The organism is Streptococcus sp. NPS 308, assembly GCF_002355895.1.
Lineage (GTDB): Bacteria > Bacillota > Bacilli > Lactobacillales > Streptococcaceae > Streptococcus.
The window spans coordinates 670,519-684,151 of record NZ_AP017652.1 but is presented as its reverse complement, the minus strand read 5'-3'; the positions used below and the strand labels follow the sequence as shown (position 1 = coordinate 684,151).

The following is a 13,633-nucleotide window of genomic DNA, read 5'->3' as shown; positions in this document are numbered from 1 at the left end:
AAAGATCTTTAATAGCAATTTTTTTCATTTTCAATTTACCAGCTATCTGAAGAGCCACCACCATCAAATCCTCCGCCATCCCAATCATCAGAAGACCAAGATGAACTAGAACTACCAGTATCATATCCAGATGTGGAAGAATCTAATCTACCATAAGAACTTGACTGTACTCTTTGTGAAGCATAGTAGCTTTTTTTGAGCTCAGAAGTCCAAGAAGCATTCTTCACAAAATCTTTATCGTTTGGATAGAGTTTTCCCTTCCCATTATAAGAGTATTGAGAGCGGTTCAGCCTATCTAGTTGCTTTCTTTCAACTTCTGCGTAGTATGCTTCTATCAGTAATGTAGTCCAAGTATCATTAGGCAGAAAACCTTTTGAGTCTGGATATAGTTTGTTATATCCAGAGTAGTTATACTGAGACCTAATTAAACGCTTATTTTTTTTATAGTTCGTTTTACGTTCTTCAGTCCATGTATCGTTAGGTACAAAGTTAGGAAAATCTGGATACAGCTTCCCCTTTCCCTCGTACTCATACTTAGAAAAGCGACATCTTTTTAAGTAATCGAAGCAAGTTGCTAAAAGTACATAAACCAAGATAAATAACGGAATGTAGTTAAAGCATATCCTAAGGAATGCAATAATTATTGCTGTGTATTCTAAGCTTTTTGGAAGCTGAGTATTCTTATTCTCTTTCTTGTTTATGATTTCAGATTTCCCAGATTCGGCTTTAGAGATACCTACTAGAATTCTATTAAGAGCATCAGTATATTTCCCTACTTTCATGTAAGGCTTCGAATCATTTAGTAAAGAACTAGCCTTCGAGTCAGGAAGCCAAATTGCTGCTTCGTTGGATGTTTCAATACGAAACTTCCTATCCTTTATAGCAATAGCGATTAAAATTCCACTGTTGGAATCTTGTTTCCCAATTTTCCATTTGCGTGCAACCTCATTGGCTACCTCTTCGATACTGGAATCATCCAGGGTATCTACAATGTAAATACCTACTTGGGTTTCACTTCTAGCATTCATACTCTCTAACGTTTCTGCAACACTAGTGGTTAAATAACCGTTAGGATCGTAAATACCATTTAAAGGACGATCTGGAACAGCTATATTAGCCGCCACTAGAGGCATAAAAAAGAATAAAGGAGTAATTAAGAGTAAAATTAACTTTTTCATAGGAGATACCCCACAAGACTAATCAGTTAAATTGACTTTAGGGACAACCTTTGCATCTTTCTCTGCTTCAATTAACTCAGCTCTTTGGAAACCAAACAAACCAGCTATCATATTAGTAGGAAAACGTCTAATGGTCTTTTTATATTCTGTTGCAGTATCGTTGTAATCTTTACGAGTAACAAACAAACGATTTTCAGTTCCCTCAAGCTCTGATATTAGAGAAGACACTTGTGTATCGGCTTTTAACTCAGGATAATTTTCTTGAACAACTAGCAATAGAGAAATAGCAGACGTTAATTCGCTCTCTCCTTCATTTTTTGTTTCTTTATTTCCTGATCCAATCTTAGAACGAGCATCTGCAATCTTTGTAAAGATGTCTTCTTCGTGCTTCATGTACCCTTTTACAGAATTTACAACATTTGGAATTAAGTCAGCCCTACGTTGAAGTGCCACTTCAATCTTCGAGTTTGCTTGTTTCACAGATTCATCTTTACTTACAAGACTGTTGTACGAACTTGTCAACACTATAAAACTGATGAAGATAATTCCTACAAGAACTCCGATTAGAGCAATTAGTTTTTTTGACATATTATTTCCTATTTTCTATTGTTCATCATTTAACTAAGATTTATCGATAATAAAAATTTCATTCTTTTTCGTAATTTTTTTGTATTTATTATCTCATCAAAAATTCCTAACTTATCAATTGAAGTTGAAAATAACAGTTAGAAGCTTTCAAATTCGTTTTGTATTATAGTTATGATTTTCAATAGCCTATTTAATTGGTTTTGTATTTTGTTGATTAGTAAAGACATCCATACCCACAATCATTATTAAACAGACCATGCTAATAACTCTAGCTGATACAGTAGTTACCAATAATAAAAATTCTCTTAAAAGAAATACCTATAAATAATGAGCAAAATAATTTTCTTATTTTAGCAATTCTGAAATTGGTTCAAAGACAATTTTTTCAATATCAGAAAGGTAAATCGAAAGTTGTTGCTGTTTGGCAAAGAAATCTGACAAAAGAGCGTTCTCTTGGATTTGCTTGCTAAAAGACTGCATCTTTTCTTGGAAAGAAGCATCTGGCATTTGTCCAGTTTGCGCCATGACTTGGATTTCTTGCTGGAAGGCAAGGTAATCTGCAAAAATCTTGCCTGCTTGTTCATCAGCTTGGATGGCATCTTTAGCTGCTTTGACAGCCTTGTATTCTGGTAATTCGCGTAATCCACGACTAAGTTCATTTGCACTATCGTAAATATTTGACATGATTTTCTCCTTATTTGATGACGACTGTGTAGTCCGTATTTTCTGAAATTAAGCGCTCAGCTCGTTCCAGATCCTGAGCATTTTTAAAGGAAATTTGGAGAATCCCGTGAACATCCTCACGGTTTTCCTCATTGATGTGGATATTAACCAAAGAAGTCCCACGTAGCAATTCCAAAATCCGCAAGATAACATCTTCTTCATCGGGAACATCGACATAGAGGTCATAAGAACTGTCCACGCCTCCACGTTTATGGATTTCCATGACCTGACGTTGCTCACGCGCTTGGTTGAAAAAGTTCCAAATCTGCTCTTCTTCCCCCTTGCTAATAGCCTGACCAATCTCATCTAAGCGGTTCTTGAAATCCTCAATCCGCTCTAGGATGGTCTCGCGATTGGACAAGAGAATGGAAGTCCACATACCTGGTTCACTCTCTGCAATCCGGGTCATATCTCGAAAACCACCCGCCGCAAAGCGCCTTGTCATCTCATGTTCTTGAGCATAAACAGCTGTTTGCTCCATGAGACCTGATGCCAAGATATGGGGAAAATGGCTAATCTGTGAAGTTACACGATCGTGCTCCTTGGCATCAATTTCAATGAAACGAGCATGGAGACCAGAAAGTAGGTCCTTCATTTCCTCAAGCGTGTCTGAACTAGTCAAACTAGATGGAGTAAAGATATAGTAGGCATTTTCAAAGAGATTAACATCCGCAGAGGCAGCCCCTGTCTTGTGGCTACCAGCCATGGGATGGGCCCCGACAAAGCGAACAGGCTTGCCAGCCAAATATTCCTCCGCCACTTCCACAATGGCAGCCTTGGTCGAGCCAGCATCTGAAATAATGACGCCTTCTTTCAAGTTCAAACCTGCCAACTCCTGAATAAAAGCAATGGTCTGCTTGATCGGCAAGGTCAGAATGATGACATCTGCCAGAGGAGCAAAACTGGCAAAATCATCCGTTCCGCGGTCAATTATCCCCCGCTCCAAGGCAATGTCTCTCGAAGCCTGACTGCGATTGTAACCTAGAATTTTGTAATCGGGATGATCGCGCTTGATACCAAGCGCCATCGAGGCACCAATCAAACCGAGACCTGCGATATAGATGGTTTTTGCCATAGAGACTCCTTAATAGTTCTTTGTATACTCACGGTGTTTGGCTACCGCTTCTTTTAATTCCTCTAGGTTGTCCGATGAAAATTTTTCAAGAATTTCCTGCGCCAGAACTGTTGCCACAACAGCCTCCATGACAACACCTGCTGCTGGAAGAGCCGTCGGATCACTTCTCTCCACGGTTGCCTTGTAAGGTGCGTGAGTTTCGATATCCACACTCATAAGTGGTTTATAAAGAGTGGGAATGGGTTTCATAACACCTCGAACAACGATGGGTTGCCCATTGGTCATACCACCTTCAAACCCACCTAGATTATTGGTACGACGAGTATATCCGTCTTCTTTAGACCAGAGAATTTCATCCATGACTTGGCTGCCTTTTCGGTAACCAGCTTCAAAGCCGAGACCAAATTCCACTCCTTTAAAGGCATTGATAGAGACAACTGCTTGGGCCAATCGCGCATCTAATTTTCTGTCCCATTGGACATAGGAACCAAGGCCAACTGGAACACCTCCGACGACTGTCTCCACAACCCCACCGATGGTATCACCGTCACGTTTGATTTGGTCAATATAGTCCTTGATTTCTTGTTCTCGTTCTTGGTTGACAATAGAAACTTCAGACTGGGCAGCTCTTTGCTTAATCTCAGCAACTGTTAGATTTTCAGGAACATCGATTTCCTTACCACCAAAGACCACAACGTGATTGGCAATCTCCATATCTAGCTCAGCTAAAAGACGTTTGGCTACTGCTCCAACTGCCACCCGCATGGTGGTTTCACGGGCGGATGAGCGCTCCAAGGAATTACGCAAATCATCAAAACGGTACTTGATACCCCCAACCAAATCGGCATGACCTGGTCGAGGATGAGTGATTTTCCGTTTGCTTTTAAGGCGGTCTTCAATGTCCTCAGCAGACATGATGTCCAGCCATTTTTGGTGGTCTTTATTGACGACATCCATAGTAATAGGAGCCCCAGTCGTCTTCCCATGGCGAACACCCGAAGTAAAGACAACCTGATCACTCTCAATCTTCATACGACCACCACGTCCGTATCCGCCCTGACGACGTTTCAAATCCTCATTGATGTCCTCTGCTGTCAAAGGAAGTCCAGCAGGAATTCCTTCAATGATAGCTGTCAGACGGGGTCCGTGTGATTCTCCCGCAGTTAAATATCTCATAGGTTCTCCTTATTTTACCAAGTAGTCTTTCATCTCTTCTAAGGAAACAGGGTGAATGCTCGCCGAACCAAGCTCTGGCACCAAGACCAATTTCAAGGTGTTCCCACGCGCTTTCTTATCATGAGTCAAAGCTTGATAAAGTTTATCAACATCCCAGTTTTCATAGTCAACAGGCAAACCAAATTTCTGGCACATCTCTTTGATGGACAGGGTTATTCCTTCTGGCATAAGACCTTTTTCCTCAGCAACCTTGGAAATCTGCACCATCCCCATGGCCACGGCCTCACCATGCATGACTTTGCCATAACCGGCCGTTGCTTCAATGGCATGGCCAATGGTGTGGCCAAAATTGAGGTAAAGGCGAACACCGTTATCCAACTCATCCTCAACCACCATCTTGCGCTTTACCTGACAAGAATGTTCAATCAAAGTCTCTGCATGTTCCAGAATGCTCTCAACAGAACCATCCAGCTCCGTTAAGAGAGCCCATAGTTCTGAATCCTCAATCAAGCCATACTTGATAACCTCACCCATCCCCTCAATCAGCTCTCTTTTCCCGAGTGTTTCAAGGACCAGCGGGTCAATCAGAACCCCATCTGGTTGAGCAAAAGTTCCCACCATATTTTTAGCAAAAGGAGTATTGACACCTGTCTTTCCACCGATAGAAGAATCCACCTGAGCTGTCAAACTAGTCGGAATCTGAACAAAGTGAATCCCCCGCATATAGGTAGAGGCCACAAAGCCAGCCAAGTCCCCAACGACACCACCACCGAGGGCCACAATCCCATCGCTACGAGTCAAACCTTGCTTAACCAGAAATTCATAGACTTTCTGAACAGTGGTTAAATTTTTTCTTTCTTCCCCTTCTAAGAAATCAAAAACAACTACCTGAAAACCAGCATCTTCTAGGCTGAGTTTAACCTTCTCTGCATAGAGAGAAGCTACATGGTTGTCGGTTACGATAAGCACTTTTTGAGGTTGCCAGAGTTCTCGCAACCATTGACCTGCTTGCGATAGACAACCTTTTTCAATCTGAATATCATAAGGATGATGCGGAATATCGATTCTGATTTTCATAGTAGATTCTCCTTTTCATTATTGGTATTTTTCTGTCAAGGACTGCCAAATCTCGTCTGTTGGCATTTCTTTACCTGTCCACAGTTGAAAAGCTTCAGCAGCTTGATAGAGCAACATTCCAAGGCCATTTATGGTGGGATTCCCCTGACTTCTAGCCCATTTCAAAAATGGTGTTTCAAAGGGTTGGTAAATGATATCTGCGACCAAGAGAGTTTCTGGCAAATTGATGCTTTCTGGAACTGGGGACGACTGGCCATCCATCCCCACACTAGTCGCATTGACGAGCAGGTCCGACTTGGCAATCTTTGCTTGCAGGTCAGAAAGATCTTCTAAAGCATACAAGTCCACTTTAAATCCTGTTTGCTGCTGTAACTTGTCTAGGTAAGGTCTTGTTTTTTCCATGGAAACTGAACGAACAAAGACTGAAATCTGACTGACGCCATCCAAAATGGCTTGTGCCAAAATGGATTTGGCCGCACCACCTGCTCCCAGAATGGTCATTTTATTATCCGAAATTGTAAAAGAAGGCAAGCTCTTAAAAAATCCCTTGCCATCTGTATTATATCCAATTAAATTCCCATTATCATTGACAACGGTGTTAACCGCCCCAATCAAACGAGCTTCATCACTCAATTCATCCAAAAAGGGAATCACTTGCTCCTTGTATGGCATAGAAAGATTAATCCCAAACATCTGGTAACGGCGAATATTAGCGACTGTTTCCTCTAAGTCCCCCGCTTCGATTTCCCAAGCCACATAGACACCATTGGTAGCAGTCGCCTCAAAGGCCCTATTGTGGATTAAGGGTGAAATAGAGTGTTTAATGGGATTTGCAACGACAGCCGCCATACGTGTGTAGCCATCAAGCTTCATCCAAAATCTCCCTAATTTTTTTCATGTTTGATAGAGAAATCTGACCTGGGGCACTCGCTTCATCCAGGCTAGCAAATGACCAACTCGAACCCGTCACATCTGAAGTAATGCGTGATACCTTGCCCATTTTCCCCATGGAAATGGTCACGTATTCTTGCTCAGGATTGAGTGTTTTAAATCCTCGTGTGTAGTTCATCAGGTCTAAAACATCCTGCTCCGTATGGGCCATGACAGATACCTTGACCACTTTTGGAGAAAGACTAGTCAACTCAGACAGGATCTCCATCATGTTTTCAGGTGTCTCCTGGAAATTATGATAACTCAAAACAAGATTTGGAAAATCCAACATTTCCTCAAATACATCCTTGTAGCTGAAGTACTCAAAATCCACATAGTCTGGTTGATAGAGTTGAGTGACTTCCTTGATGATTTGAACATACTCCTCAGAAGACAGTTCAATTTCTCCTCCCTCAGAGCGAGTCCGAAGGGTAAAGACCAGTTCGCGGCCTGCGAATTTCTCAAAGATTGCAGGTGCTACCTGTAAAATGGCTTCCTTTGTAAGAAAGTCCGCACGCCACTCAATGATATCGGCATCTTCATACCGTGTGGCATCCAGTTCTTGGGCTTCTTCTAAACTTCTTGGCATTACTGAAACGATTAATTTCATCTACTAACCTTCATACTAATCACCTTGAGGTAATTACTGCTTTCATCTTTTTTATTATAGGCAAAGTCTGCTGGAAGACCATATTGGTTTAAGATCTGATATTTTCTTCCTGCAAAACCTTTATCAATTTGTTCTGTAAATTTCTGATGGGAAACATTGGCAGCATTGGTACTGGCAATGATAATGCCTCCCGGATTTAAAATCTCTAGACTTTGGGAAATCAGCTTGTGATAGTCCTTAGCTACAGAAAAAGTTTGTTTTTTATTGCGAGCAAAGCTGGGCGGATCCAGGACAATCACATCATAGGTCAAGCCTTTTCGCTTGGCATACCTGAAATACTCAAAGACATCCATGACGATAAAACGATGGTTGTCTGTACTGAGTCCATTTGCCTGAAAATGAGCTTCTGACAACTCTCTAGACCGTTTTGCCAAGTCAACAGAAGTCGTCTCACTCGCGCCTCCCATAGCTGCAGCAACTGAAAAGGCAGCTGTATAGGAAAACATATTGAGTAAGGATTTGCCCTTGGCTAGACCGTCTACCAGACTCCCACGAACATCGTGCTGATCCAGAAAAATACCTGTCATCAAGCCATCATTCATAAAGACCTGATAGAGTACACCATTTTCAAGAACAGTAAAGTAGTCTGGCGCTTTCTCACCATAGACATGAGCAGACTCGTAGTCTAGACCTTTAAAGCGAATCTTTTCATAAGCCCCCAATACCTCAGGAAAAACTTCCTTAAAAGCCTTTACGATCAGCTCACGAATCTGGTAAACAAAGGAGTTGTACCAAGAAAAGACAGCATAATCTCCATAGAGATCAACAGTCAGACCACCAAAACCATCTCCCTCTTGGTTAAAAAGGCGAAAGGCAGTAGTCAAGTCATCTTGATAATAAGGCTTTCTAGCTTCCTTGGCCTTACGAAACAGAATTTCAAAGAAGGATTGGTTGAAACCAACCTTTTCCTTGCTGACAAACCAGCCAATGCCCTTGTTCTGCTGAGAAAGATAGGCACTCCCTAAAAACTTCCCGTCTTGACTAAGAACTTCGACTTCCTGATCCGTCAGTTCAATATCTGTTAAATCACTCGCTTCCAAAAGAACTAGACCCTTAGCTAGCTTTTTTTCAACACGTCTGCTGACCCTAATTCTATTCATAGCTACTATTATAGCAAATTTTGTGACAATTCTCAAAATAGAAAGCGTTTGTCCATTTTTACTTTAGTTTACTAAGTGTCATTTTTGTTAAAAAAAGTTTAGTCAATTCATTTTTTTTAATCCTTCTTTCCTGACCAATGAAAAAATAATGGGGAATTTCAAAAAATAGACATTTCTAGAAATGAGTATAGAATCTTGCGCAAACGTTTGCCTAGTTCTAAACTTTATGGTAGAATAAAACACAACATTGATAAGCAAGAGGAAAAACAATGCAAAATCAAACACTTATGCAATACTTTGAATGGTATCTGCCTCATGACGGCCAGCACTGGGCTCGACTAACAAATGACGCAGAGCACCTAGCAAACCTTGGTATCAGCCATGTCTGGATGCCACCTGCCTTCAAGGCAACCAACGAAAAAGATGTAGGCTATGGTGTTTATGATCTTTTTGACCTAGGCGAATTTCATCAAAAAGGGACTGTTCGTACTAAATATGGATTTAAGGAAGATTATCTCCAAACGATTCAGACTCTCAAGGAGCACGGAATCCAACCAATGGCTGACATCGTTCTTAATCACAAGGCAGCAGCAGATAAACTAGAAGCCTTTCAGGTTATCGAAGTCGATCCAGAAGACCGTACAGTTCAACTAAGTGAGCCCTTTACTATCAACGGATGGACCCACTTTACTTTTGATGGACGTCAGAAAACCTATAATGACTTTGAATGGCACTGGTACCATTTCACAGGTACAGACTATGATGCCAAGCGCCGTAAGTCTGGCATTTACCTGATCCAAGGAGACAATAAAGGTTGGGCAAACGAGGAATTGGTCGATAACGAAAACGGCAACTACGACTATCTCATGTACGCTGACCTGGACTTTAAGCACCCTGAAGTCATCCAAAACATCTATGACTGGGCTGACTGGTTCATGGAAACGACTGGAGTTGCTGGTTTCCGCTTGGATGCTGTTAAACACATTGACTCCTTCTTTATGGGTAATTTTATCCGTGATATGAAGGAAAAATACGGTGAAGATTTCTATGTTTTTGGTGAATTTTGGAATCCAGACAAAGAAGCCAATCTGGACTATCTTGAAAGAATTGAGGAGCGCTTTGACCTTGTCGATGTGCATCTCCACCAAAATTTCTTTGAAGCCAGTCAGGCTGGAGCAAGCTACGACCTTCGTACTATCTTTACTGATAGCTTGGTTGAAGTCAAGGCTGACAAGGCTGTCACTTTCGTTGACAACCATGATACTCAACGAGGACAGGCACTTGAATCAACCGTCCAAGAATGGTTCAAGCCAGCAGCCTATGCGCTCATTCTTCTTCGTGAGCAAGGCCTTCCATGTGTCTTTTATGGAGACTACTATGGAATTTCTGGGCAGTATGCCCAAGAAGATTTCAGAGAAGTTCTTGACCGTCTCCTAGCCATCCGAAAAGACTTGGCCTATGGAGAGCAAACAGACTACTTTGACGATGCCAACTGCATCGGGTGGGTTCGTGCAGGTGCTGAAAACCAAACACCGCTCGCGGTCCTTATCTCAAACGACCAAGAAAATAGCAAGTCTATGTTTGTTGGTCAAGAATGGGCTGGCCAAACCTTTGTTGATCTTCTTGAAAATCATCCAGCACAAGTTACGATCAATGCTGAAGGTTATGGAGAATTCCCAGTAGCGGCGGGTTCAGTCAGTGTCTGGGCAACAAAATAAACCTATCAGTTACAAGCCAAGTCCAACCGGATTTGGCTTTTTTGTATTCACAAAAAGACCTATCCAAATGGATAGATCCTAAATGTTTTCTTACAATTTATCTGCAACTGCATCCAACAATTCCTGAATCTTAGCTTGGTTGCTTCCTCCTGCCATGGCCATGTCTGGTTTTCCACCACCACGTCCATCGACGATTGGAGCCAATTCTTTAACCAAGTTACCTGCGTGGATGTCTTTTGTCTTGCTAGCTACAAGAAGGTTGACCTTGTCACCGATAGCTGCAACTAGGACAAGCACGTCAGAGTAGTCTTTTTGTTTCCAGTTATCCGCAAAGGTACGAAGGGCACCTGCATCTGATACAGAAACTTGACTAGCAATGTAACGGTGGCCGTTGACTTCCTTCACTTCCTTGAAGACATCACCTGCGGCTGCGGCTGCGGCTTTTTCCTTCAATTCTGAATTTTCTTTTTGCAATTGACGGAGTTGCTCTTGAAGCCCTTCGACCTTGTGAGGCACTTCCTTGAGTTGAGGTGCTTTCAAGGTTGATGCGACTGCTTTCAGAGCATCTTCTTGTTCACGATAAGCTTCAAAGGCTTCCTTACCAGTCACTGCCAAGATACGGCGAGTTCCTGATCCGATCCCTTCTTCTTTGACAATCTTGAAGAGGCCAATCTCTGAAGTATTGCCAACGTGGGTACCACCACAAAGCTCGACTGAATAGTCACCAATGGTCACAACACGAACTTCCTTACCGTATTTCTCACCAAAGAGGGCCATCGCTCCCATTTCCTTGGCAGTGTCAATATCTGTTTCAACAGTTTCTACAGCAATTGCTTCCCAAATTTTCTCATTGACTTGTTGCTCAATAGCACGCAACTCTTCAGGAGTTACGGCTTGGAAGTGCGTGAAGTCAAAGCGAAGGAATTCTACTTCATTAAGAGATCCTGCTTGAGTCGCATGGTGACCAAGGATATTGTGAAGAGCCGCATGGAGCAAGTGAGTCGCTGTGTGGTTCTTCATAACACGATGACGACGATTGGTATCAATTGCCAAAGTGTAGTCTTGGTTCAAAGCAAGCGGTGCAAGAACTTCAACGGTATGGAGTGGTTGTCCATTTGGTGCTTTTTGAACATCTGTCACAGTAGCCACAAGGTTTCCTACAGCATCCAAGATTTGACCGTGGTCAGCTACTTGTCCACCCATTTCAGCGTAGAATGGTGTTTCCGCAAAGATAAGAGAGGCAGTTCCTTCAGAAACAGCTTCTACTTCAGCATTTTCAGCTACGATAGCAACCAACTTAGAAGGCAATTGACTAGCATTGTAGTTGAAGACACTTTCCACTGTAATGTTTTGGAGGGTTTCATTTTGCATGCCCATAGAGCCACCTTTGACAGCTGACGCACGCGCACGCTCTTGCTGTTCTTTCATGGCTGCTTCAAAACCTTCACGGTCGACAGTCATCCCAGCTTCTTCAGCGATTTCTTCTGTCAACTCTACTGGGAATCCGTATGTGTCGTAGAGTTTAAAGACATCTGAACCAGCGATAACTGTTTGGCCTTTTTCTTTCAAGTCTGCTACGATGCCTTGGGCAAAGTGTTGACCTGAGTGAAGGGTACGGGCAAATGACTCTTCTTCGCTCTTCACAATTTTTTCAATAAAATCCCGTTTTTCAAGCACTTCTGGGTAGTAGCTTTCCATGATTTTTCCAACAGTTGGAACGAGTTTGTAAAGGAAAGGCTCGTTGATTCCCAATTTTTGACCGTGCATAGAAGCACGACGGAGAAGACGACGAAGGACATAACCACGACTTTCATTTCCTGGAAGGGCACCATCCCCAATGGCAAATGAAAGCGAACGGATGTGGTCTGCAATAACCTTGAAACTCATATTGTCGCCATCTTGGTCATAAACCTTACCTGACAATTTCTCCACTTCACGGATGATTGGCATGAAGAGGTCTGTTTCAAAGTTGGTCTTAGCACCTTGGATAACAGCTACCAAACGCTCCAAACCAGCGCCCGTATCAATGTTCTTGTGTGGCAATTCCTTGTACTCGCTACGAGGAACAGCAGGGTCAGCGTTAAATTGTGACAAGACGATGTTCCAGATTTCGATATAACGATCGTTTTCGATATCTTCTGCAAGAAGACGAATGCCAATATTTTCTGGGTCAAAGGCTTCTCCACGGTCAAAGAAGATTTCAGTATCTGGTCCAGAAGGTCCCGCACCAATTTCCCAGAAGTTGTCCTCAATTGGAATCAAGTGACTTGGGTCTACTCCTACTTCAATCCAACGGTTGTAAGAATCCTTATCTTCAGGATAGTAGGTCATGTAGAGTTTTTCAGCTGGGAAATCAAACCATTCAGGACTTGTCAAGAGCTCATAAGCCCAAGTGATGGCTTCGTCACGGAAGTAATCCCCGATAGAGAAGTTCCCCAACATTTCAAACATAGTATGGTGGCGCGCAGTCTTCCCTACGTTTTCAATATCGTTAGTACGGATAGCTTTTTGCGCATTGGTAATACGTGGATTTTCAGGAATGATGGTTCCGTCAAAGTATTTCTTAAGGGTAGCAACCCCTGAGTTGATCCATAAAAGAGTTGGGTCGTTTACTGGAACCAAGCTGACTGATGGTTCTACAGAGTGGCCTTTGCTTGCCCAGAAATCTAGCCACATTTGGCGAACTTGAGCACTAGATAGTTGTTTCATAATATCTCCTTATTTACTTGTCTAATTTGATTGGCTTTCCAGCATTTCCACATAGTCAATCGCGACACAAAGGGAAATGACCAAATCTGCATACGAGTCTTCATAGACGGTTACGGTGTAAGTTGAGGTCAGATGGAAAATCTCTTTTCGAATCTCGGCGACAAGCTGATCACGATCATCTAGCAATTTAAAATTCAAATCCCAGATATTGCCCTCGATACGAAGTCCCAGATTATCAAACTCATACTTATCTCGAAAGAAGGTCAACTTCTTACGAATGACGAAATTGGAACCGTTTCGTAACTGGATAGTAAAGCGAGGAAGCAAAGTGAAAAATTCTTTACTAATCTCACTGACTTGCTCACCATAGGCGTCATAGATAGTAAAGGTCTTAGGAATTTGGAAGAAAGAGCCCTCTACCTGATAGTTTACCACTCCTCTATCATCCTTGATATCAAAGCGTTCGCCTCCAAGACGAAACTTTTGTTTCACGAGAAATGTCTTCATAAACACCTCCAAAAATCAAAAGACAAGCTCACATCACGAAGGGCGAAAAACCGCGGTACCACCTTCATTCAATGAACTTGTCATTCTCTTGTTCTTATGCAATTGTCTGATTGAGTAGCATGATTTCCTAGCTTAGATGGCTCGCAGCACCGCCATTTCTCTGGACTAAGTTGATTGAAAAT

At 42.2% G+C, this 13,633-nt stretch carries 12 protein-coding genes; 1 reads left to right on the top strand and 11 read right to left on the bottom strand.

The features are described from left to right. Positions 1-35: 35 nt before the first annotated feature. The 9 genes from SNAG_RS03635 to SNAG_RS03595 form a co-directional block, all read right to left on the bottom strand. Positions 36-1,178: a TPM domain-containing protein gene (locus tag SNAG_RS03635; protein WP_096406641.1), complete on the bottom strand. Its 1,143-nt coding sequence runs from the start codon at positions 1,176-1,178 to the stop codon at positions 36-38. 18 nt (positions 1,179-1,196) lie between these two features. Next, on the bottom strand, positions 1,197-1,766 hold the full coding sequence (locus SNAG_RS03630) for a LemA family protein (RefSeq protein ID WP_096406639.1): 570 nt from the start codon (positions 1,764-1,766) through the stop codon (positions 1,197-1,199). A 345-nt stretch (positions 1,767-2,111) separates the two neighbouring features. Then, positions 2,112-2,450, bottom strand: coding sequence for a YlbF/YmcA family competence regulator (locus SNAG_RS03625; protein ID WP_096406636.1), 339 nt, complete (start codon positions 2,448-2,450; stop codon positions 2,112-2,114). 10 nt (positions 2,451-2,460) lie between these two features. Next, a complete protein-coding gene (locus tag SNAG_RS03620) occupies positions 2,461-3,564 on the bottom strand; it encodes a prephenate dehydrogenase (protein ID WP_096406634.1) in 1,104 nt (367 codons plus the stop codon). A 9-nt stretch (positions 3,565-3,573) separates the two neighbouring features. Continuing rightward, a complete protein-coding gene (gene aroC / locus SNAG_RS03615) occupies positions 3,574-4,740 on the bottom strand; it encodes a chorismate synthase (RefSeq protein ID WP_096406631.1) in 1,167 nt (388 codons plus the stop codon). A gap of 9 nt (positions 4,741-4,749) precedes the next feature. Continuing rightward, entirely contained in the window at positions 4,750-5,817 is a 1,068-nt protein-coding gene (aroB, locus tag SNAG_RS03610) for a 3-dehydroquinate synthase (RefSeq protein ID WP_096406629.1), read from the bottom strand. 18 nt (positions 5,818-5,835) lie between these two features. Then, positions 5,836-6,690 carry a shikimate dehydrogenase gene (locus tag SNAG_RS03605; RefSeq protein ID WP_096406626.1) on the bottom strand — a complete coding sequence of 285 codons (855 nt, stop codon included), beginning with the start codon at positions 6,688-6,690 and terminating at the stop codon, positions 5,836-5,838. After that, positions 6,680-7,357 carry a type I 3-dehydroquinate dehydratase gene (gene aroD / locus SNAG_RS03600; protein WP_096406624.1) on the bottom strand — a complete coding sequence of 226 codons (678 nt, stop codon included), beginning with the start codon at positions 7,355-7,357 and terminating at the stop codon, positions 6,680-6,682. The genes SNAG_RS03605 and aroD overlap by 11 nt, the downstream gene beginning before the upstream one ends. Beyond that, a complete protein-coding gene (locus SNAG_RS03595) occupies positions 7,354-8,517 on the bottom strand; it encodes a class I SAM-dependent rRNA methyltransferase (RefSeq protein ID WP_172842384.1) in 1,164 nt (387 codons plus the stop codon). The genes aroD and SNAG_RS03595 overlap by 4 nt, the downstream gene beginning before the upstream one ends. 269 nt (positions 8,518-8,786) lie before the next feature. On the opposite strand from SNAG_RS03595, the gene SNAG_RS03590 reads away from it, so the two are divergent. Beyond that, positions 8,787-10,235 (top strand): alpha-amylase, encoded by a 1,449-nt coding sequence (locus tag SNAG_RS03590; protein ID WP_096406621.1) that lies wholly within the window; start codon positions 8,787-8,789, stop codon positions 10,233-10,235. Positions 10,236-10,325: 90 nt separating this feature from the next. On the opposite strand, the gene alaS is transcribed toward SNAG_RS03590, so the two are convergent. After that, positions 10,326-12,944: an alanine--tRNA ligase gene (gene alaS / locus SNAG_RS03585; RefSeq protein WP_096406618.1), complete on the bottom strand. Its 2,619-nt coding sequence runs from the start codon at positions 12,942-12,944 to the stop codon at positions 10,326-10,328. A gap of 21 nt (positions 12,945-12,965) precedes the next feature. Beyond that, a complete protein-coding gene (locus tag SNAG_RS03580) occupies positions 12,966-13,451 on the bottom strand; it encodes an LURP-one-related/scramblase family protein (protein WP_096406616.1) in 486 nt (161 codons plus the stop codon). Positions 13,452-13,633: the final 182 nt, after the last annotated feature.